The sequence below is a fragment of the Roseivivax lentus genome, assembly GCF_900156805.1.
In the GTDB taxonomy this organism is placed as follows: Bacteria; Pseudomonadota; Alphaproteobacteria; order Rhodobacterales; family Rhodobacteraceae; genus Roseivivax; species Roseivivax lentus.
This window is the reverse complement of record NZ_FTOQ01000009.1, coordinates 1-20,297: the sequence shown is the minus strand read 5'-3', so window position 1 is coordinate 20,297 and position 20,297 is coordinate 1. Positions and strand designations below refer to the sequence as shown.

Genomic DNA, 20,297 nt, shown 5'->3' with positions numbered 1-20,297 from the left:
CATGTCGGAAAGGTGAAGCAGGCCCGGCCTCCGCCGGTGCGGGGCCGCGCGGGCTCCGGCTGCGGGGTCCGACCTGAGACGAAGGACGCCGCGCCCTGCCCGCCCATCTGCCGGAAGACGTCTGACGAAAGACTTCTGCCGGAAGACAAAAGGGCCGCGCGCTCAGTGTCCGCCGATGATGCCGGTGCGGACGCCGTAATTCACCGCCACGCCGTAATCGGGATCGTCGTCGGCCTCGATCACGAGATGGCCGGATTTCTGCAAGAGCCAGTGGCAATCGCGCGACAGATGTCGCAGTTCGATCTTCTTGCCCTCGGCCTCGTACTTGCCGGCCACCGCCTCGATGGCCTGCAGCGCCGACTGGTCCGCAACGCGGCTGTCGACGAAATCCACGATGACGAGGCCGGGATCGCCCTCGGGATCGAACATCTCGATGAAGCCGTCGGCGGAGCCGAAGAAGAGCGGCCCGTGCACCTGGTAGACCTTGGCGCCCTCGGGCGTCGTGTAGGTCTTGGCCGAGATCCGCCGCGCATTGGTCCAGGCATATTCCAGCGCCGAGGCGATGACGCCCACCACGACCGCCACGGCGAGGTCTTCGAGCACCGTCACCACGGTCACGAGGCCGATCACGAAGGCGTCCATCTTGGGCACGCGGGTCAGGATCTTCAGCGAGTTCCACGCGAAGGTGCCGATCACCACCATAAACATCACGCCCACCAGCGCCGCGAGCGGGATCAGCTCGATCAGCGGCGAGCCGAATAGTATGAAGGCCAGCAGGAACAGCGCCGAGGCCACGCCCGCGACCCGGGTGCGCCCGCCCGATTTCACGTTGATCATCGACTGGCCGATCATCGCGCAGCCGCCCATGCCGCCGAAGAAGCCGGTCACGGTGTTGGCAACGCCTTGGGCCACGCATTCCTGGCTCGCGCCGCCGCGCTGGCCGGTCATCTCGCCCACAAGGTTCAAGGTCAGCAGGCTCTCGATCAGGCCGATGGCGGCGAGGATCACCGCGTAGGGCAGGATGATCTCGAAGGTCTCGAAGGTCAGCGGCACCGTGGGGATGTGGAAGTCCGGCAGCCCGCCCTTGATCGAGGCCAGGTCGCCCACCCGCGGCACGTCGATGCCGAAGCCGATCACGATCGCCGCGGTCACCGCGATGCCCACCAGCGGTGCGGGCACCACTTTCGTGAGTTTCGGCAGGCCCCAGATGACCGCCATGGTCAGCGCCACCAGCACCAGCATCGGGATCATCTGCGCCATGGGCAGCCATTCCCCGCCCGAGGCGCCGTGGCCCGAAGGCTCCGCCGTGCCGGGCACCTGGAACTGCGTCAGCTGCGCGAGAAAGATCACGATGGCGAGCCCGTTGACGAAGCCCAGCATCACCGGATGCGGCACCAGCCGGATGAACTTGCCCCAGCCCAGCACCCCGGCGGTCATCTGCAGGATGCCCATCAGCACCACCGTGGCGAAAAGGTATTCCACCCCGTGCTGCGCCACCAGGGCCACCATCACCACCGCCAGCGCGCCCGTCGCGCCCGAAATCATGCCGGGCCGCCCGCCGATGAGCGCGGTGATCAGCCCCACGAGGAACGCCGCGTAAAGGCCCACCAGCGGATGCACGCCCGCCACGAAGGCGAAGGCCACCGCTTCGGGCACCAGCGCCAGCGCCACGGTCAGGCCCGACAAAAGCTCGGTCTTGATCTGGGCGGGGCTCAGCCGTTCCTGCGGCAGGATGTTCAGATCGGCCGAGGCGAGGCTCTGGGCGAAGCGGGCAAGCGGGGTGCGGGACATGGGCGGTGCGGTCTCCTTCGAGGTCATCGGGCGGGTCGTCGGGCGCAAGTCCCGGCGGGTACCGGGAAACGGGCGGTGACGAAACCGCACCGCACGAATACCCGCCATGCACGGAATGCATAGGTAGCGCGAAACGCGCCGAGGCCCATGGCTTTCGCCGCGGGCCCTCCGGGCCTCTGCCGGCGGGCCCTAGTCGAGGCTGCGCAGGTAGTCCATCACCGGGCCGCGCACCGATTGGTGGCCCTCGTCGCAGGCCCCCTTGATGACCGCGCGCAACTCGTCGAGGCGCACGCGCATCATCAGGTGCTTGACCGGACCGATGGAGGCCGGACGCATCGACAGGGTGCGCAGCCCCACCGCGGCAAGGCAGACGGCCTCGATCGGGCGGCCCGCATCCTCGCCGCAGAACGACAGCGGCGTGCCGGTCTCTGCGCAGCGGTTCACGATGCCCTCGATGAAGGTCAAGAACGAACAGTTGAGCGTGTCGTAGCGGCGGCGCACGCGCTCGTTCTCGCGGTCGGCGGCGAAGAAGAACTGCTTCAGATCGTTGCCGCCGATGGAGACGAAATCCACCTCCTCGAAGAATTTGCGCGGCGCGAAGGCGAGGCTCGGCGTTTCTAGCATCGCCCCCACTTCCAGCGTCTCCGGCACCGGATGGCCGAGGCGCTGCTCGCGGGCGATGGTCTTTTCCACCTCGGCCCGGCCCGCGCGGTATTCGTCGAATTGCGCGACGAACGGGAACATCAGCGTCAGCGGGCGGCCATTGGCGGCGCGAAACAGCGCCTGCAGCTGCATGCGCATCACGCCCGGCTTGTCGAGCCCGACGCGGATCGCCCGCCAGCCCAGCGCCGGGTTCGGCTCGTCATTGGGCTTCATGTAGGGCAGCACCTTGTCCGAACCGATGTCGAGCGTGCGGAAATTCACCCGCTTGCCATGGGCCGCATCGAGCACGCGGGCGTAAAGCGCGGCGAGCTCGGTGCGCTGGGGCATCTTGTTCCGCACGAGGAACTGCAGCTCGGTGCGGAACAGCCCCACCCCTTCGGCGCCCGAGCCGTCGAGGCTCGGCAGGTCGGCCATCAGGCCCGCGTTCATGTTCAGATGCACCCGGGCCCCGCAGGCCGACACGCAATCCACGTCGCGGATCGAGGCGTAGCGCTCCAGCGCCTTGGCCTGCATCGCGATCTTCTCGCGGAAGGCGCCCACGACGGTGTCGTCGGGGCGCAGATGCACGATGCCCTGATCGCCGTCGAGCATGATGTGATCGCCGTTCAGCGCCTCGGTGGTGATCGTGCCCGCATGGATGATGAGCGGGATGGCCAGGGCCCGCGCGACGATGGCCGCGTGACTGCCGACGGAGCCTTCCTCAAGCACGATGCCCTTGAGCGACCGGCCATATTCCAGAAGCTCGCCGGGGCCGATATTGCGCGCGACGAGGATCGGGTCGGCGGGCATCTCGGCGCCGGTCTGGCGGCCCTGCCCGGTCAGGATGCGCAGGAGCCGGTTCGACAGGTCGTCGAGATCTTGCAGCCGCTCGCGCAGATAGGGGTCGGTGGCCTGGCTCATCCGCGCGCGGGCGTTGGATTGCTGCTTCTCGACCGCCGATTCCGCCGTTAGGCCGCGGGCGATGTCCTCTTCCATACGCCGCACCCAGCCCTTGGAGGCGGCGAACATGCGGTAGGCCTCGAGGATGGCGCGCTGTTCGGGATCTTCCGCCGAGGCGAGCAGATCGTCCACCGAAACCTGCAGCGATTGCACCGCCTCGGCGAGCCGGGCATTTTCCTTCTGCGGATCGTCGGCCACGAGGTTGGTGACCACGACGCGCGGCTCGTGCAGCCAGACATGGCCCTCGGCGGTGCCCTCCTGGCCCTGCGTGCCGCGAATGAGCCGCGGCTCGGTATGGCGGGCTTTCAGCGCCGCGCCCTCGCCCACGAAGGCGCCGAGCTCGGCCATTTCGGCCAGCACCATCGCCACAACTTCGAGCGCGTAAAGCTCGTCGGCGGAAAACTCACGGGCCACCTTGGACTGCACCACGAGCACGCCCAGCATCTCGCCCAGCCGCTGGATCGGCACGCCGAGGAAGGACGAGAAGATCTCCTCGCCGGTCTCGGGCATGTAGCGGAAGCCGGGCTGGGAGGGCGCGTCGGCGGCATTCACCGCCTCGCCCGAACGCGCGACGCGGCCCACGAGCCCCTCGCCGATGCGCATGCGGGTCTGGTGCACGGCTTCCTTCTTGAGACCGTGCGTGGCGCACAGCTCGAGCGTCTCGGCATCGCGGAACAGGTAGATGGAGCACACTTCGGTGCCCATGGAATCGGCGGTCAGATGCGTGATCTTGTCGAGCCGCGCCTGACCCGCGGCTTCTTCGGCCATGGTGTCGCGCAACCGGCGCAGCAGCTTCCGGCTCTCGCTCTCGCTCTCGCCGCGATCCGGCATACTCAATTCCCAATTCTCATTCGGCTACCACCACCTATAGGCGATGCGGCCCGGACAGGGGAAGGGGCACTCCCCCATAGGCTGAGTAGCAAAAACCTTTCGCATGCGAAAGGTGTAAACAAAATATTACCAATGCCTTACGGCCTCATGCCTTCTCAAGTTCGAAGGCATCGTGCAGCGCCTGCACGGCCAGCTCCATGTATTTGCGGTCCACCAGCACCGAGATCTTGATCTCGGAGGTGGCGATCACCTTGATGTTGATGCCTTCCTGCGCAAGCGTCTGGAACATCTTGGCGGCGACGCCCGCATGGCTGCGCATGCCGATGCCCACCACCGACACCTTCGCGACCTCGGTTTCCGTCTCGAGCCGGTCGAAGACCAGCGCGCCGCTGTCGCGGGCGGCCTCGAGCGCCTTTTCGGCCCGCTTGAGCTGATCCACCGGGCAGGAGAAGGTCATGTCGGTGACCCCTTCCTTGTGACCCTGGTAATTCTTTTCCGAGATGTTCTGGACGATCATGTCCACGTTCACCCCCGCCTCGGCCAGCGTGCCGAAGATCGACGCGGCGATGCCGGGGCGATCCTCGATGGTGACCAGCGTGACCTTGGCTTCGTCGCGCGAAAAGGCGACGCCAGAGACGACCTTGCTTTCCATGATCAGTTCCTCCGCACAGACGAGCGTTCCGGCCGCGTCCGATGGTTCCTCGAAGCTCGACAGCACCCGCAGCTTCACCTTGTAGCGCATCGCCAGCTCGACCGAGCGCGTCTGCAGCACCTTGGCCCCGAGCGAGGCCAGTTCCAGCATCTCCTCGAAGGCGATCTTCTCGAGCTTGCGCGCCTTGTCGCAGATGCGCGGGTCTGTGGTGTAGACCCCGTCCACATCCGTGTAGATATCGCAGCGCTCGGCCTCGAAGGCCGCGGCGAAGGCGACCGCCGTCGTGTCCGACCCGCCGCGCCCCAGCGTGGTGATCCGGCCCTCGGGGCTGATGCCCTGGAAGCCCGCCACGACCGCGACGCGCATGCCTTCGCCGAACTTGGCGTTGATGTTGTCGGTGGGGATCTCCTCGATCCGCGCGGCGCCATGGGCCGAAGTGGTCAGGAGCGGCACCTGCCAGCCCTGCCAGGAGCGCGCGGGCACGTCCATTTCCTGCAGGGTCAGCGCCATCAGGCCCGCGGTCACGTTCTCGCCCGAGGAGACGACGGCGTCGTATTCGCGTGCATCGTAGAAGGGCGAGGTTTCGTTGACGAAGCCCACGAGCTTGTTGGTCTCGCCCGACATCGCCGAGACGATGACGATCACGTCGTAGCCCTTCGCGACCTCGACGCCGACGCGCTTGGCGGCGCGGCGGATACGGTCGAGCGTGGCGACGGACGTGCCGCCGAACTTCATCACGAGAACGGGCATGGCGCGCCTCCCGGGGACTGATTTCCCGTGCGCTTTAATCGGGGGGTGAGACGCGCGCAAGAGACCGCGTGTGCCCGCCGCGCGCCGTGTGCTTTCCGAAACGCGGGCCCGGGATGCGGTGGGGGGCAAGCTTTACGGGCCGCCAGGGTCAGCGGGTCGAGGGCGCGCTGCGCTTCCCGGGCGGTGGCCCAGCCTGCGGCCAATGGCGCCGCAGCCGAAGCCCCGCGCCCCAAGGCCGCGCGTCAGAACGGGTGCGCCCGCCCGTCCCAGGTCAGGAACGCGCCCGTCGTTTCGAGGTCCAGCCGGTCGATGCGCTGGGTGAGCCCCGCCGCCGAGGCCGCGACCGACAGATCGGCGGACAGCCCGCCCATATCCGTGCGCACCCAGCCGGGATGGTAGATGCCCACGGCGATGCCCTCGCGCTTGAGATCGACGGCGAGATTGCGCCCGAGATTGGTCACCGCGGCCTTGCTCGCCCGGTAGATATAACTGTTCCCCGGCGCGCGTTCGGACGACCCCATCTGCGAGGAGATGATGGCGATCCGCGCCCTTTCGGCACGCCGAAGCGCCGGCAGAAACGCTTGGATCGTGGCGAAGACGCCGGTGACGTTGGTGCGGAAGGCCGCGTCCCACATCTCGGGCGGGTAGCCTCCGTCGAGCGGCTCACCCTTGTCGGGATAGATGCCCGCATTGCACACCAGCACATCGAGGGCGCCCGCCCCGACACTTTCGGCCAGGGCCGCGACCGAGGCCGGGTCGGTCACGTCGAGCGTCAATCCCACGCCGCCGTTCCGCGACGTGCGCAGCACCTCGTCGCCGCGCGCCTCGAAGCTGTCGGCAAGGGCCGCGCCGATGCCGCGGCTCGCGCCGGTGATGAGGATACGGGCCATCCGGGACCTCAGTTCGTCTTGCGGGTGGGCGTGAAGGGCAAGGGCGCCACGGGCACGCCCTCCTCGGCGAGTTTGCGCGCCTCGTCCGGCCGCGCCTCACCCCAGATCGGGCGTTCGGGGGCCACGCCGTCATGCATCGCGCGGGCCTCGGTGGCGAAGTTGCGCCCGACATAATGGTGGTTCTTTTCCACATGCGCCTTGAGCGCGGCAAGAGCCTGTTCGGCGGGGCTTTTTGCGCCCGAGAGGGGCCGGTCGGACTTCTTCGGCATCCGCTCCTGCGCCTCGGCATCGCGCGATTTCGACACTGCGGGCGCCATCAGCGCCTTCTCGACCGTGGTGTCGCCGCAGATCGCGCAAGCCACATGGCCCTGCGCCTGCAGGGTTTCGAAGGCACGGGCGGATTGGAACCAGCTGTCGAAGCTGTGGCCCGCCCCGCATTTGAGCGTGTAGCTGATCATCCTCGGGCTCTGATGTGGCTCAAGATATAGATATTGCGTCCCGCGCGGGCTTCAAGCGGTGCCACTTGCGGGCCGGAACCGCGCGAGGATCGCCGCGACCAGCGCGTCGAGGTCGGCCTCGGGGCGCAGAACCTCGGCGGCCTCCCCTCCCAGACCCGTCTGCGCGTCGGGCGCAGCCAGCGCCGTGAGCGCGGCGGCGAGCCCCTCCGCATCCTCGACCGCGCGCGCCGCGCGCCCCCGGTCCAGCCGCGCGAAGGGCCGCGCGAAATTCGCCACGTCGGGCCCGTGCAGCAGGGCCGCGCCGAAGGCCGCGGGCTCGAACGGGGTATGGCCGCCGCGATCGGTCAGGGTGCCGCCGATGAAGACCCGGCCCGCCAGCGCGTACCAGCGCGCCATCTCGCCCATCGTGTCGGCAAGAAGCACCTCCGCGCCCGCCTCGCCCCGGCTGCGGCGCGACACGGAAAGCCCCGCCGCCTCCAGCATCGACGCCACCGCGTCGGCGCGCCGAGGATGGCGCGGTGCGAGGATCAGGCGCAGTTCCGGCTCCGCCGCGCGGGCCGAAAGATGCGCCGCGATCACCACCTCCTCCTCGCCGGGATGGGTGGAGGCCGCGAGCCAGGTCCGCGCACGCGGATAGGCGGCGGCGAGGTCCGGTTCAGGCGCCATGTCGCTGGGCGGCTTGTAGAGCGCCTTGAGATCGACGACCGGCCCCGCCGCCGCCTGCGGCAGACCGAGCGCGAGGAACCGATCCCGCGAGCCCGCATCCTGCGCCGACAGCAGATCGACCCGCGCCAGCATCCGCCGCGCAAGGCCCGGCACCCGGCCCCAGCCTTTGGCGGATTTCGCCGTCAGTCGTCCGCCCAGCACGATCACCGGTCCGGGCATGCGCGCGATCCGGTTCGGCCAAAGCTCCGATTCGAGGGTGATATGCCCGACGACGCCCCAGCCGCGCAGAAATCGCGCCACGGCCCAGCCAAGATCGAGCGGGGCGAGCCGCGCCTCGAGCCCCATGCGGCGGGCCAGCGCGCAGCCGGTTTCGGTGTTGCAGGTCACGATGAGCGGCAGGTCGGGCCGGGCGGCCTGCAGCGCCTCGATCACCGGGCGCGCCGAGGCAAGTTCGCCGTTCGAGGCCGCATGCAGCCAGAGCCGGGGCTGGCCGCCCCCGGCCGCCCCGCCCCCGAGCCGGGCGGCAACCGCATCCTTCCCCTGTCCCCACGCGGCGCGCGACAGCACCCCGAGGGCGAAAAGCGAGATGAGGCATCGGTAAAGCAGCATGGGTGTCCCGTGGCGGCGCATCGCGCCCTCCTACCCCGCGCGGGCGGGGCTTGTGAAGCGCGCGCGGGCTCCCGCGGGTTCAGCCGCGTCCGAGACTGGTGCGGATCGTGTCCTCGAGCTTCGCAAGCAGGCGGTCATTGTCGAAGCGCGTCTCCGCGACCGTGCGGGCCCGGGCCTGCATCTCGGCGCGGTCGGGCGCGGTCAGTGCGGTGCGGATCGCGGTCGTGAAGCCCGCCGCGTCGTGTTCGTCCACGAGGTAGCCCGTGACGCCCTCGTCGATCGCCTCGGGGATGCCCGCATGCCGGGTCGAGACGGTGATGCAGCCCGCGGCCATCGCCTCCTGGATCGCGGTGGGCAGGCCTTCGGTATTGCCATCGGCGGCGGTCACGGAATGCTGCAGGAAGAACTCGGTGCGGGCCAGCGCCGACCGCACGAAATCATGCGGCTGGGCGCCGTGAAAGCGGACCTTCGCGGTCACGCCGAGATCGGCCGCAAGCGCCTTGGCGTGCTCCAGAAGCGGGCCGTCGCCGACGAAATCGAGCCGTGCGGCATCGAGCCCTTCGGACGCCTCGGCGAAGCTGCGCAGGGTGGTCAGCGGGGCCTTCTTCTCGACAAAGCGCCCGACCGCGAGGCAGGAGAGCGTCTGCTTGTCGCCGGGCGCGAAGCGGCGCACATCAACGCCCGAAGGGATCACATGCGCGTTCGGATGCGTGACGCCATGCGCCGCGAGGTTGTCGAGCAGGAACTGGCTGACCGATATGACCCCGGCAAGGCGCGGCATCATTCGCCGGTAGGCCGCCTGCATCCGCGCGGGACGCAGCGATTTCGACGCGTCGGTGCCGCGGAAATAGGAAAAGATCGGGATGCCCAATTCGTTGGCCAAGGGCGCCAGCGCCAGGGCCTGGGTACCGAACTCCGCCAGGATCACCTCCACCCGTTCGGTGCGCAGGAAGGCGGCGAGTGCGGCTTTCTGGTGGCCGAAGGGCAGCCGCGTCGTCTTGTGCCGCGCGCGATTCCACAGCGTCCAGAACGGCGCGCGGATCAGGTCCGAGAGCGGCGGCGTCGCGCGGCGTTCGAAGATCGGCTTGCCATGGGCGTCGTCGCCGTTGAACCGGCCGGTCACGATCACCGTATCGCCGCCGAACAGATGAGCGATGTGACGATTGATGAAGGTCTCGCCGGGGACGTGGTAGTCGCTGGTGGCGATGGCTGCGCGCATGTTCCGGGGCCTTGGGCTGTGACCGCCCGGGCTTAGCAACCGGCTTCCGCGCAGACAAGTGCAGGCCCGCCGCCTGCGCTTGGTGCGGGGATCAGAATGCGGAGGTCGCCGCTCAGAGGACGAACTGGACGATGGCCAGAACGATGACGACGAGGCCGACGAGGTAAATGATATTGCGCATGATGGGTTCTCCTTCTGGCCGGATTGGCAGGGGAGGAAGCCTTGGGAGGGCGGTTTTGTTCCGTCCGGCATGGCCTTGGCGTTGCGTCAGGCCGGGCCGGCGGGGCGCTGCGGGGCGGCGAGAGAGGCGGTTTTTGCCTTTGACTGGCGCGGTGGGATTGGGTTTCGGCGGCGCCGCACCGGGTGCGGATCGGGGTGAAAAGCGCGCTCAGCAGGGGGAGGCGCGGACGGCATCCGGGCGATTTCTTGTGCCGCGCCGCGCCGGGGCGCGGTCGCGCGCGGCCGACGCGACGCCGGGCGGGCTCATTCCGGGCGGACCGGCGGTTGCGGGAATAGGCGCTTCCCGCCGGATCCTGCGCAGGCGGTAATCCGCTGGCACGTCAAGGAAATGGAAGGCGGGGAAGTGGTGCACCGACCAATATCTTCATCGAACAGATTGATCCCAATGAGTTGCTGTCGGTCTTTGAGGATTGGGAGAAGTATCTGCGATCCGAACCTGAGTACGCTTACTGGCTGCGTACTCTTGATAGTCGCAGCGAAAACTTAGCGACCAAGTCTCCTAATGCTAGGAGGCCAAAGCCATGAGCCGCCCCGCACCATTTTCATTGCGGTTGAGCGAACAGGAACGGCAACAGCTTGAAGCTAAAGCAGGGGTGATGCCGCTTGCCTCGTACATAAAATCCGTCGTTCTGAGTGAGGCAGCGCCAAAATATAGGAAGCGCCGCAAGCCACCGGTCGAACATCAACGGCTCTTGGCCGAGGTCCTGGCCCGTCTCGGCCAGACGCGCCACGCCAACAACCTTAACCAGATCGCCAAAGCGCTGAACCAGGGCACGCTGTATGTCGATGATGAGCTTGAGGCGGATATCAGAGCCGCTCTCGCGGATATCGCATGGATGCGGGCAACCCTGATCCAAGCTCTTAAAGGGTGAACCCATGATACTGGTTGGATCACAACGAGCGGGTGCTGCCGCCTTGGCAGATCACCTCATGAACGACCGTGACAATGACCATGTCACGGTTTTGCAGATTCGGGGATTCGTCGCCGACAATCTTCATGGCGCGTTATCCGAGGCGCGCGCCATCTCCACTGCTACGCGGTGCAAGCAGTTCATGTTTTCCCTGAGCCTTAATCCTCCGAGTGATCATGTTGCCTCAGAGCAAGGCTTTATAGATGCGGCCAACAGAGCTGAGCAGGCGCTGGGACTTGGCGGTCAGCCGCGCGCCGTCATCATTCATGAAAAGGAAGGAAGAAGGCATGCCCATGTCGTCTGGTCGAGAATTAACGTGGACGAGATGAAGGCGATCAATCTTCCCCACTACAAGAACAGGCTGCGTGACGTCTCTCGTGATCTGTTTCTTGATCACGGCTGGCCCCTGCCTGACGGGTTGGCGGCGTACGGTAACAAGAATCCTCTCAACTTTACCTTGGCCGAGTGGCAGCAGGCCAAGCGGCAAGACATCGACCCACGGGAAATCAAACAGGCCTTTCAAGAGGCTTGGACGAGATCGGACACTCTGCGTGCGTTCAGCAACGCGCTGGAGGAGAAAGGGTATTTTCTGGCCAAGGGGGATCGACGCGGCTTTGTCGCTTTGGACGTCAACGGCGATGTCTTTTTCCTGCCGCGCCTGATCGGTGAAAAAGCAAAAACGTTACGAGACAAGCTTGGCTCACCTGATCAGCTTCAAAGCGTTGCCGCAGTGCGTGAGACAGTGCGATCGAAGGTGACACAGCAACTGCTGTCATTCATCGATCAAACTAAAGCCAAACATCGTCGTGATACGCAGCCACTGCTCGATGCAAGGGCTGAAATGAAGGCGCAGCACATGCAAGAGCGACAACGTCTCAAAGAAGGCCAGGACAAGCGCTGGCAAGCAGAAACAAAGGAACGTCAAGAGCGGTTGAACAAAGGCCTTCGCGGACTGTTTGACCGGCTGACGGGTAAGAACAGCAAAAATCAGAGAGCAGAACGAGTTTGAGGCTGCGCACTGTGCAAAGCGGGATCAGGAGCAGCGAGACAATCTTGTGCTTGCGCAGATGCGAGACCGTCAACGCCTTCAAGAGCAGTTTCGGAAGCTACGGCTGAGGCAAGCCCAGGATAGGAAAATCTTGGTGCGGTCTATCGGTCAAACGTTGAAGGATCATCGCGATCAAAAAGTCACTCAACATCAAAAGAGCCTTCACCGCGGACCAAGTATATCGATCTGATTTATATAGAAATTATTCACTTTGCCTAAGAAAAACCTGCAGCCGAAACGGCTAGCTTACCCACGAAAGCGCGCTCATCATCAGCGCTCGTCCGTGCATCGCTTTGTCGTGACGTCTGGGGAGAGAGGGTAGACATGACCGCCAACGATGTCCGCAAGATGATATCTGGCACCAGAAGTCAACAAGTTGTATTAAGATATTGACTTTTGATTTGTGAGAGCAGCCATGCCCCGAACGTACGAAACAGCAACACCAACTGACAGCGATGCAATTCGCAAAGAACGCTCTGGCGTCATACATCAAATTGAAAGAACACCGGAAACTCTTAAACGTTTGAGAGAACGACAAAACGAAAATACAAGTTTTGAACAAGAACGGGACCATCTACGATCTGAGATGGGTTTTCAAAGGCACCGGCAATTCGTAGCAGCTCAGGCAATGGATCGCATCCATGCCCTAGAATTACAGGCTATAAATAATTTTCGTTTAGAAGACATCCTTGCCGCAAAGAATAAAGATGTAAATCAGGCAATGTATGAAGAAATTTGTAGGATTGAGAATAGCTACATCAATCAACTTATCACACTTGATAACATTCCCGGGGCTGACTTCTCAGATCAGCGCGGCCTATCCCGCATAAATCTAATAAAATTCTTCCTGTCGAAAACTGAATTATGCTATCTTAAAGGTGAAAAATTAAACAGCGATAATTTGGACCACCATATTTTGAGCGATACGGAGTTAAGACTTAACGATATTAAAAAACAGATTCGGCAACTCTTCAACGAGGCGCGTGAAGTTGGGCGCAATGATGAAAAGACTTTTCAAGCATTTAAGGCTGATTTGGCAGAACTGACTGCACAGTCAACTGAGCAAGAGGCCCCGCTACCAGATCGAGCACCAGAGCTTTACAAAGATCGCGAGCATCGGTCTGAAAAACCTGAAGCCTTTCTTGAGCGTGTCTATGTGGGGCTCACCGGAACATCTGAACGCCCTGCCAAAATTGTACGCAGTCACATTAAGGCGTGGGATAAATCTTTATACGAAGCTCTTTATAAGCGCAGGGATAAAATAGAAAATTTTGATGTTCTACTCCCACCTTCGCAAGGTCGTTCCATTAGTGATCTGTCTCGCAGCGATGCAGAGATTGTGACGAAGCAACGGAGCGCATCACGTGAAGGTATGGCAAGACTGCGGTCAAACACAAGTCCGTAAGTTAATAAACTTGTTGACTTCATGGTCAGTTAAGCCTACGTCCCTAGGCATCGGCGCTACGCGGTGTAGCGATCGAAACTGGAGGACTAAAGCATGAAAGATGCAAACGGAAAAACGATCTCGACGACGAACGGGGAAAAGCCGTACGGTGGAACTGCGCCTGTAATCATCCACAACACAGACGGAACCAAGTCTGTCGGTACTATCCACTCTGGTGGCGCAGCAGTACCGAACAAGAGTTGATAATATTAATATCTGAGGGGCGGCTCAACATTATGATCGCCCCTTGGTGTTTAATCATAGGACAGCGCGCAGTCTGTTAGCCGCGAGCGTGCTCCCACTTGGGCGTCCATGACAGGCCTCTCGATCAGGATCAGCTCTCTATTTTTGCTTGGCCGCCTTGCCAAAATTCGCAACATGATGAATGATCTTCAAATTAAAATTCGTTATTATGGGGCTACTGAGACTGGTAGATTGGAAATCAAAATATGCATTACTTAAGATTTAGCTGTATTTTCATAGCTTTCACAACGGCAATGATCATTTGCTCTGGCTCGAAAGGTCAGCCCTCGGAAAGCCTTCAGCCAATACACGAAGAATATGTCTCTCTTGTTTTATGCATACATATTGCCGCAACACATTTTCACGAAAGCAAGGGCCTCGACCCTATAAAATCAGTAGGCCGCGGCTCGTATGAGTGCCGGGAAGACCAAGACAAATTCATTAGTAAGTTCCTAGAGGAGGGACCAATTTCACAATCTATGGAGACGAACGCCTTATCACCTGACGAAGCTAAGCGTTACGTTAGAGAAACCATAATTTTTGAAATCCAACAAGACGTACTCTTTGATATTTCAAGCCATGAAAACCAGGAATAGACCGTATGAAACCTATTGCTTTGAGTGCCTGCGCCGCATTTTTCGCTGTGGCGGAACCCGCCTTCTCCCAAGAGAGCGATGAAAGCAGCTCATCTGGTGACGAATTTTCTGAGGCAGTAGATCAACACTTCGATTCACAGATAAAAAAGAAAATCCGACAGAATTTGACTGAACGTCTATTGGATGAGATAGCCAACGAGAAGTTAAACGAAATCACAAAGAAAATTCCAGGCATCATTGCAAATAACACTCCGGCAGGAAAGGTTATCTCTATTCTTTCTGGCGGCGCAAAAATGGCATTTACCATTTCGCCTGCTGGTCCGGGATCTGATATGTCTGGAAGCTGCGCCTCATCAGAGGGTGAATTATTTCAATATTTCTCTGATCGCTTTGGCGGGCCGGGGATGGCAGCTAACAATGCGGTAATCAGCTTGGCTAACCAGGGAACAACAGATGTTATTAGTAAGGACCCCTTTAAGTACTTGATCCGCGACTCAGAATTTTGTGAAAAACTGAGCGCTTGGAAGAATCCAGCTCCCACTCTCTCAAACGCGGCCCGCTATCTCGTTCAGCAGCATATTCACCAAGGTTGTGAGGGGAGGAGCGGTTCATTTTCTGAGCAGGGGATTACCATCACAGACCTGGATGGCGACGGACGGGATGATCTTATTCTCTCTGATGAGTGGATTGAGTGCGAAGGCGCGCAACAACAAAGTAAAACCTGTGGAACCAAAGTGTGCGAAGCAATCGTCTATATGCGAAGAGGAAGCACTCTTGACCGGGTAACATCTTTCAATGGTACTGGAATAGAGGTTGGTCATGGTGAGCGACCAACCGTGTCGTTTCTCCAACATGACCTTAGCAATTTTAAGTTTGGATGGGATGGTAACCAGTTTCGGCAAAGATGAGCTTCTTTTGATGTTATCTTGCGAGGAGGATTTCTTCCTCCTTGCGATACCTATATGCTCGCCGCAGGGCAGACCCCGAAAGGACTTTGTCTTTCAGGGTGCTGGACTAAGCTGTGGACGGTCATGTGCGGTATCAAGTAAAATCGCCACGACCGTGGCTCGGCTTCGCCTGCGCCCGCACCACTCGGGACGATTTTTCATGACACCGCCTCCTGCCCTATTGGGCCTTCGACCGAGGCGATCGATAGTAGAGCCGCGCCATTTCGGCGGCCCGCTGATTAACTGTGCGATTGCGCCACTGCCAGTACCAAACGCAAAAAGGTGAAACTTCGGCTTGTTCGTCAATCTCGGATGTCATGGGGTAATCATCACGTTTGGTGACAAGGTGCGCAAGGCCGGTCTTCGGCCTAGATTTCCAACTTAATTTTAGGGCAGAATCCTGTATGACTGATGATGATCTTCTTGTCGTCCTGACCGCTATGAAAAAAGCTCTGGCCCGCGTGTCTAAGGATGCGTGCCGTTGGCCTGAGCCGGAAACAAACATCGTCGCACTGCATGCGCGCGAAGCGCCTTCGGATGAGTTCAAGCGGGGTATGGAAAGTGCGTTTCATCGGGTTTGGCCGATCTGGCAAGATGTCGAACGCGAGCTGATCAAGTCGGGCGTATTGAGCGAACCGACGCCCCTGACAGATGAAGAATTTGAAGCCATTCCGTTCTGATATGATTCCCCGCCCAATCCGGAGGTTCCGATGTTGACGCAAGCCGATATCGATCCGTTGCTCGAACTCGTGAGCGACATCTATTCTCTACGCCTGCGAGGCTGTTTCGTGCTCGATGAGAACGATGCGCCCGTTCCAAGCTTTGCCTCATCTGGCGATCTGTCATTGCAGCTGTTGGGCCTCCATCTGCGAGGCCGGGCTGCCTACGATGCCCTAGCCGCTAAGATTGAGGGCGCACGGACCTATGATGATTTCATCATGGAGACCGTGCAGGCTGCGCACGATCGGGGTTAATCCAATGCAGCCAGCTAAACGGAGAACCGTGGGGCGTATCCGAAACGGCATCGGCCAAAGCCGCTCCAAATGGAAGGCCTTTTACCACATCATTGCACAGCATTAGTGTATTCTCTATACATCTAATGTGATTCTGCTAGGCTGAATAAAATTACTGAAAAGGACAAATGCTTGTGAGAATAAAACTTCTAACAGGGGCGCTACTCTTTGGCATGACCGCCGTAAGCGCGTGTGTTCAGACCCCAACAGTACCAGCTACCGATACCTCGCCCCAACAACTAACGGATGCACGGTATGTATATGGATATTGTTTGTTCCGCGGTGGCGTCACACTTGGCTATAAAAATAACTTCAGCCTGACAAAACAGATTGAAACGCAAGTACGGAGCCTGTGCCAAGAGTATAGGGAAGAGTACCGCGTCGCGGTTGAAGCTGACACATGGAAAGACAGGTCAGACTTTTCTGATAGTGAAATGGAAATCTATCGGCCAGCAACGTCTAAACTCGTCATATCTGAAGTGGAAAAAATTGTTTTTGATGGTGTTCAATCGGAACTCAAGCATTTGCAGGAGATGGCAAATGACTAAATCTGTGATGAAACGTGCTTGTTGTGCTGCATTCATTGGATCTGCAAGCATTGCAACAACAGCTTCAGCTGAAGATAGAAACCTCGCTAGCGCAGAGCGCGGGCATATGACTGTCAACACATACTCGTGGTCATCCTCTCAGAGCGGTACGTATGCTCAGCAAGGAACTTGGGAGGAGCAAATCCGTCGTGATACTGAGCAAGGGTTCTCCACCTACCTTGGAGCTATGCGCAGCGTTGCAACAATTTCGGGACAGGCTCCCGTGAATGATGTCGTTCCGGGTACAGGTCGTGCTCGGAAAGGTATCTCGAAAGACGTGAATCAAAAGGTCGACAAAATCAGCGATATGTACGACGGGTACACGCGCTAACATTTGGAAAATTCCACCATTCCGCGCCCACTCTTAGGGCCGTAGGGATGGTGGGGTTTTGTGTGTCTGGAACCTGTGGAAAAGGGCTCAAAGAACCGTTGGTGGATTGAGAGTAGCAAGATATTTTTTGGTACAAAAACCTCAATTATCAATCTACTACCACCATCTGAACCGACGCCCATAAAACTGTGTCTCGGCTCCGACGGATCGGGTCATATGCCCGTCGCGATGCACAGGATGATCTATAGACCCAGCATGCCACCCCCAGTGGGGTACAGGGTCGGTTATGGTGAAGGCAAGGTCCAGCAGAACCGCAGGATTTCTGCGATTTGAACACTGCAGAAAATGGAGCCAAACGTATAACCGATCTCGATCCGGATAAGCTGTCCGTTCTGCGATCCCGCGCAGCCCAGGAAGTCGAAACCTACAAGGTCAATTTCCCGCTGCGGGACCTGGTGCGGATGGATACCAAGCCGGTCGGCAAGCGGCCATGGATATTCACGTCCGGCGAACTTGCGACCTTCAACCTGCCGCTGGACCAGCTCCACGCCCTCCTGATCGCCTATACGGCCTTCGAGCAGTACACTGGCAAGCCCAATACTGCATCACTGATCGATGAGACGTTATCTTCTCTGCTAATCTGGTTGCGTCACGCACGACACGGGCCAGTTGATATCCTACCTCTAGCGAAAGTCGACATGGCAGAATTTGTTTGGTTTGCTGCAACCATCCTCGACATCGCGCCGGACGTGGCATCTCGATTTTATTTGAAGCGCGAAGCCAATTTGAAAAGGCTTCGGGGGCTGGCCTCATAAGTTAGACTCTCGTCTAGTGAAGCTTTCGGGCCTGGTTTCTTTACCTGTTTCGACCTGCCTTATACCCAGGATAGCTCCCACTATTTAATTCTAAGCTGATGGCACGTTCACCTTATCAAGGAGAGTGCCATGAGCTGGCAAAAACGAATGGCGGTTTTCACCGCTATAACAATGCTATTCGCCCTCAATGCAGACGGCGTAATCGCACAGAGCCTATTCGGCAGCAATAATCGGTATAATTACCGGCCATTCGATTACTACTTCGAAATGACTCTGGCGAGGATCGCGATGATGGCCTTGTCCATCGGCTGTGGTTTCGCGCTTGGCTGGTTTCTGTCACCGCAGGCCAAGGAACTGCGCCGGATCATTCTGATTGGTCTTGGTGTCGTTACGCTAATCGTCGCCATCTTCAATCAGGGCATGCTGGGTTGGGGAACCGCCTGGCTGATCTCGTTCTTCGGATTTTTCATCGCTCTGGGCTACTGGATCGGGCGGGGTGTGAAAGCCATGCTGCGAACGCCGACAACCTTCGGCTCCAGCCAGTGGGCCGATGCGGACCATCTGGACGCAAAAGATTTGTTTGGCAGTGACGGGATCATCCTGGGATCGTTTCCGGATGACGAATACATCGATGAGATTGGCCAAGCGGTCCAACGGGTGTTTTCGTATAAGGGCGACCGCCACTTGTTGACCAATGCACCCACGCGTTCAGGCAAGGGTGTGTCGCACATCATTCCGAACCTGCTGAACTATACAGGCTCGGTCGTGGTGATCGACTCCAAGGCAGAAAACGCGATGATCACCAGTGATGCGCGCGAAGCGATGGGCCAAAAGGTCTATCGTGTTGATCCCTGGGGCATTTCTGGCGGCGACGTTGCCCGGTTTAACCCGCTCGATTGGCTGGAGCTTGGTGACGTCGATGCTGTCGAAAACGCCATGTTGCTGGCTGACGCGCTCGTCCAAAAGGACAGCCATGCCGATAGCTTCTGGTCTGAAGAGGCCAAGGCGCTACTGCAAGGGCTGATCCTGTATGTCGCTTTCGATGAAGCCTTTGAGGGACAGCGGCATCTGGGCACTGTCCGTGATCTTCTGCTGCTGAGCGGCGATGATCTGGCCAAGCAGTTTCAGGCGATGGCGAAATCACCCCATCACATTGTGCGTTCAACCGGGGCCCGGTCCTTGCAAAAGGAAGAAAAGCTGCTGGCCAATGTGTTGGCATCGGCCCAGGCAGAAACCCACTTCCTCGATAGTGCCCGCCTTCGCGAGAACCTCTCGGCCTCCGATTTCCGGTTCGAGGATTTGAAAAAAGAGCCAATGTCGATCTATCTGATCCTGCCTGCCGACCGGTTGCATGCCTTTGGCCGGTGGCTGCGGTTGTTGGTCCAGCAGGCCATCACGGTCAATGCCCGCAACATCGAAGACCAACCTTCAAAGCCAGTGCTCTTCATCCTCGATGAGATGCCTGCACTCGGGCGACTGACGATGGTCGAGCAGGCCTATGGTCTGATGGCGGGCTTTGGCATCCAGCTCTGGGGCATCGCCCAGGACCTCTGCCAGCTGCGCCGGGTCTATGGCGAAGATTATGAGAGCTTTATCGGCAATAGCGGCGTGGTGGCTTATTTCGGGTCACCGGATAAGACCTCGGCTGAGTATTTCTCTGATCTGTGCGGTGTGACCACGGTCTGGAATTTCAGCTCAGCGGTGGCGACGGCCTTGAGCTCAAGCACGGGCGGGTCTGGCGGTGGCTCAAGCAGCAAATCAACAACCACAACAGACACGCGCGCTGCCGCGCAACGAAAGCTGGCCTATCCGGATGAGCTGATGCGGCTCGACCAGGACAAGCAGCTGATCCTGATCGAGAACACCAACCCGATCATGGCGACCAAAATCCGGTGGTACGAGGAGCCGGAACTGGCCGCCAAAGGCGTCAACCTGCACGCAAAGTGAAGATCACACTAGCACAGCGGCCATACAGCCGCTGTGCCTCTCCTCTCCATCGTCAATCAAAGCGAGATGATCCATGACGGTTCTCAAATTTCCATTGCCGCCTTGCGTCGAGGTGACGGTTTTACTGTCGCCGACTGAGGCGTTTCATGCAGCTGCTCTTGGCGGGCTGTCTGATGAGCAGCTGGGGTGCGCCACCTTGTGGGGCACGATGCAGGACAATCCAAAGCTGCGCCTCTTTGTCACGGAAAACGCTGCTGCGGGCCTCCACGGTCTGCTGAGGCAGCACATGTTCAACTGGAACGGGGAGGATATCTGAGATGGCCCGCCGTACATCCAAATCCGACTTCAACGAAGTCAGCAAAGATAAGACAAAGGATATCAATGGCCTGCGCGATAAAGATAATGCGCAGCCCAGAATCCAGCCACCCGCTGGCGTGAAGACAACGGCCTTCAACCTGGCCCCTCCGGGCATGTCAGGGATTAAAACGGGCCTGTCCCACGCATCCGGCCCGCAGCCGAACAACGGCAAGGCCGAACCCTCAGTCAGTGAAGGCCCGTCCAACGACACCCCATGGATTGAAGGGCGGATCGTGACGATGCCGGGCTACACGTTTAACAGGTTGCTGAAGAAGTCTGACTTGAAGGACGTTTTCCCATCTGCCTCGGTTTGAGAGCGGCTGTCTGGGAGACGGACCGCGGGTTTAGGA

General features: G+C 60.2%; 19 protein-coding genes. 12 read left to right on the top strand and 7 right to left on the bottom strand.

Going from position 1 to position 20,297, the window contains the following annotated elements:
* Window positions 1–162: 162 nt before the first annotated feature.
* From BW990_RS14055 to BW990_RS14025, 7 genes are all read right to left on the bottom strand, one after another.
* Window positions 163–1,791 (bottom strand): SulP family inorganic anion transporter, encoded by a 1,629-nt coding sequence (locus tag BW990_RS14055; protein WP_076448991.1) that lies wholly within the window; start codon window positions 1,789–1,791, stop codon window positions 163–165.
* A gap of 189 nt (window positions 1,792–1,980) precedes the next feature.
* Entirely contained in the window at window positions 1,981–4,224 is a 2,244-nt protein-coding gene (gene ptsP / locus BW990_RS14050; protein ID WP_076448794.1) for a phosphoenolpyruvate--protein phosphotransferase, read from the bottom strand.
* A 145-nt stretch (window positions 4,225–4,369) separates the two neighbouring features.
* Window positions 4,370–5,626 carry an aspartate kinase gene (locus tag BW990_RS14045; RefSeq protein ID WP_076448793.1) on the bottom strand — a complete coding sequence of 419 codons (1,257 nt, stop codon included), beginning with the start codon at window positions 5,624–5,626 and terminating at the stop codon, window positions 4,370–4,372.
* 242 nt (window positions 5,627–5,868) lie between these two features.
* A complete protein-coding gene (locus tag BW990_RS14040) occupies window positions 5,869–6,516 on the bottom strand; it encodes an SDR family oxidoreductase (protein ID WP_076448792.1) in 648 nt (215 codons plus the stop codon).
* Between the two features lie 8 nt (window positions 6,517–6,524).
* A complete protein-coding gene (locus BW990_RS14035; protein ID WP_076448791.1) occupies window positions 6,525–6,974 on the bottom strand; it encodes a DUF1178 family protein in 450 nt (149 codons plus the stop codon).
* Window positions 6,975–7,025: 51 nt separating this feature from the next.
* Entirely contained in the window at window positions 7,026–8,270 is a 1,245-nt protein-coding gene (locus BW990_RS14030) for a 3-deoxy-D-manno-octulosonic acid transferase (protein WP_234990266.1), read from the bottom strand.
* A gap of 58 nt (window positions 8,271–8,328) precedes the next feature.
* Window positions 8,329–9,468 (bottom strand): glycosyltransferase, encoded by a 1,140-nt coding sequence (locus BW990_RS14025; protein WP_076448788.1) that lies wholly within the window; start codon window positions 9,466–9,468, stop codon window positions 8,329–8,331.
* A 761-nt stretch (window positions 9,469–10,229) separates the two neighbouring features.
* Between BW990_RS14025 and mobC the strand changes: the two genes are divergently transcribed.
* From mobC to BW990_RS13985, 12 genes are all read left to right on the top strand, one after another.
* Window positions 10,230–10,580: a plasmid mobilization relaxosome protein MobC gene (mobC, locus tag BW990_RS14020; RefSeq protein WP_076448786.1), complete on the top strand. Its 351-nt coding sequence runs from the start codon at window positions 10,230–10,232 to the stop codon at window positions 10,578–10,580.
* Window positions 10,581–10,638: 58 nt separating this feature from the next.
* Window positions 10,639–11,628, top strand: coding sequence for a relaxase/mobilization nuclease domain-containing protein (locus tag BW990_RS14015; RefSeq protein WP_076448785.1), 990 nt, complete (start codon window positions 10,639–10,641; stop codon window positions 11,626–11,628).
* 454 nt (window positions 11,629–12,082) lie between these two features.
* The gene (locus tag BW990_RS21470; protein ID WP_143526205.1) at window positions 12,083–13,072 is read left to right on the top strand and encodes a hypothetical protein; all 990 of its coding nucleotides are present in this window, start codon (window positions 12,083–12,085) and stop codon (window positions 13,070–13,072) included.
* Between the two features lie 883 nt (window positions 13,073–13,955).
* Complete coding sequence (locus BW990_RS21465; protein ID WP_143526204.1) at window positions 13,956–14,858, top strand: hypothetical protein; 903 nt, start codon at window positions 13,956–13,958, stop codon at window positions 14,856–14,858.
* A gap of 443 nt (window positions 14,859–15,301) precedes the next feature.
* Complete coding sequence (locus BW990_RS14010; protein WP_076448784.1) at window positions 15,302–15,577, top strand: hypothetical protein; 276 nt, start codon at window positions 15,302–15,304, stop codon at window positions 15,575–15,577.
* 30 nt (window positions 15,578–15,607) lie between these two features.
* Window positions 15,608–15,871: a hypothetical protein gene (locus BW990_RS14005; RefSeq protein ID WP_076448782.1), complete on the top strand. Its 264-nt coding sequence runs from the start codon at window positions 15,608–15,610 to the stop codon at window positions 15,869–15,871.
* Window positions 15,872–16,083: 212 nt separating this feature from the next.
* Window positions 16,084–16,458 carry a hypothetical protein gene (locus tag BW990_RS21460; protein ID WP_159441659.1) on the top strand — a complete coding sequence of 125 codons (375 nt, stop codon included), beginning with the start codon at window positions 16,084–16,086 and terminating at the stop codon, window positions 16,456–16,458.
* Window positions 16,451–16,828 (top strand): hypothetical protein, encoded by a 378-nt coding sequence (locus BW990_RS21455; RefSeq protein ID WP_143526202.1) that lies wholly within the window; start codon window positions 16,451–16,453, stop codon window positions 16,826–16,828. Before BW990_RS21460 ends, BW990_RS21455 begins: the two co-directional genes overlap by 8 nt.
* A gap of 329 nt (window positions 16,829–17,157) precedes the next feature.
* Window positions 17,158–17,643: a hypothetical protein gene (locus tag BW990_RS14000; RefSeq protein WP_076448779.1), complete on the top strand. Its 486-nt coding sequence runs from the start codon at window positions 17,158–17,160 to the stop codon at window positions 17,641–17,643.
* A 129-nt stretch (window positions 17,644–17,772) separates the two neighbouring features.
* Entirely contained in the window at window positions 17,773–19,590 is a 1,818-nt protein-coding gene (locus tag BW990_RS13995) for a type IV secretory system conjugative DNA transfer family protein (RefSeq protein ID WP_076448776.1), read from the top strand.
* Between the two features lie 73 nt (window positions 19,591–19,663).
* Complete coding sequence (locus tag BW990_RS13990; RefSeq protein ID WP_076448774.1) at window positions 19,664–19,906, top strand: hypothetical protein; 243 nt, start codon at window positions 19,664–19,666, stop codon at window positions 19,904–19,906.
* A gap of 1 nt (window position 19,907) precedes the next feature.
* Window positions 19,908–20,261, top strand: coding sequence for a hypothetical protein (locus BW990_RS13985; RefSeq protein WP_076448771.1), 354 nt, complete (start codon window positions 19,908–19,910; stop codon window positions 20,259–20,261).
* Window positions 20,262–20,297 lie beyond the last annotated feature (36 nt).

Bases quoted from the DNA above. Each gene is read 5' to 3' on its own strand.
- BW990_RS14055 (WP_076448991.1), bottom strand. From the start codon at position 1,791: ATGTCCCGCACCCCGCTTGCCCGCTTCGCCCAGAGCCTCGCCTCGGCC.
- BW990_RS21460 (WP_159441659.1), top strand. From the start codon at position 16,084: ATGACCGCCGTAAGCGCGTGTGTTCAGACCCCAACAGTACCAGCTACC.
- BW990_RS14035 (WP_076448791.1), bottom strand. From the start codon at position 6,974: ATGATCAGCTACACGCTCAAATGCGGGGCGGGCCACAGCTTCGACAGC.
- BW990_RS14040 (WP_076448792.1), bottom strand. From the start codon at position 6,516: ATGGCCCGTATCCTCATCACCGGCGCGAGCCGCGGCATCGGCGCGGCC.
- BW990_RS13985 (WP_076448771.1), top strand. From the start codon at position 19,908: ATGGCCCGCCGTACATCCAAATCCGACTTCAACGAAGTCAGCAAAGAT.
- ptsP (WP_076448794.1), bottom strand. From the start codon at position 4,224: ATGCCGGATCGCGGCGAGAGCGAGAGCGAGAGCCGGAAGCTGCTGCGC.
- BW990_RS21470 (WP_143526205.1), top strand. From the start codon at position 12,083: ATGCCCCGAACGTACGAAACAGCAACACCAACTGACAGCGATGCAATT.
- BW990_RS14005 (WP_076448782.1), top strand. From the start codon at position 15,608: ATGTTGACGCAAGCCGATATCGATCCGTTGCTCGAACTCGTGAGCGAC.
- BW990_RS21455 (WP_143526202.1), top strand. From the start codon at position 16,451: ATGACTAAATCTGTGATGAAACGTGCTTGTTGTGCTGCATTCATTGGA.
- BW990_RS13990 (WP_076448774.1), top strand. From the start codon at position 19,664: ATGACGGTTCTCAAATTTCCATTGCCGCCTTGCGTCGAGGTGACGGTT.
- mobC (WP_076448786.1), top strand. From the start codon at position 10,230: ATGAGCCGCCCCGCACCATTTTCATTGCGGTTGAGCGAACAGGAACGG.
- BW990_RS14045 (WP_076448793.1), bottom strand. From the start codon at position 5,626: ATGCCCGTTCTCGTGATGAAGTTCGGCGGCACGTCCGTCGCCACGCTC.
- BW990_RS14010 (WP_076448784.1), top strand. From the start codon at position 15,302: ATGACTGATGATGATCTTCTTGTCGTCCTGACCGCTATGAAAAAAGCT.
- BW990_RS21465 (WP_143526204.1), top strand. From the start codon at position 13,956: ATGAAACCTATTGCTTTGAGTGCCTGCGCCGCATTTTTCGCTGTGGCG.
- BW990_RS14025 (WP_076448788.1), bottom strand. From the start codon at position 9,468: ATGCGCGCAGCCATCGCCACCAGCGACTACCACGTCCCCGGCGAGACC.
- BW990_RS14015 (WP_076448785.1), top strand. From the start codon at position 10,639: ATGAACGACCGTGACAATGACCATGTCACGGTTTTGCAGATTCGGGGA.
- BW990_RS13995 (WP_076448776.1), top strand. From the start codon at position 17,773: ATGAGCTGGCAAAAACGAATGGCGGTTTTCACCGCTATAACAATGCTA.
- BW990_RS14030 (WP_234990266.1), bottom strand. From the start codon at position 8,270: ATGCGCCGCCACGGGACACCCATGCTGCTTTACCGATGCCTCATCTCG.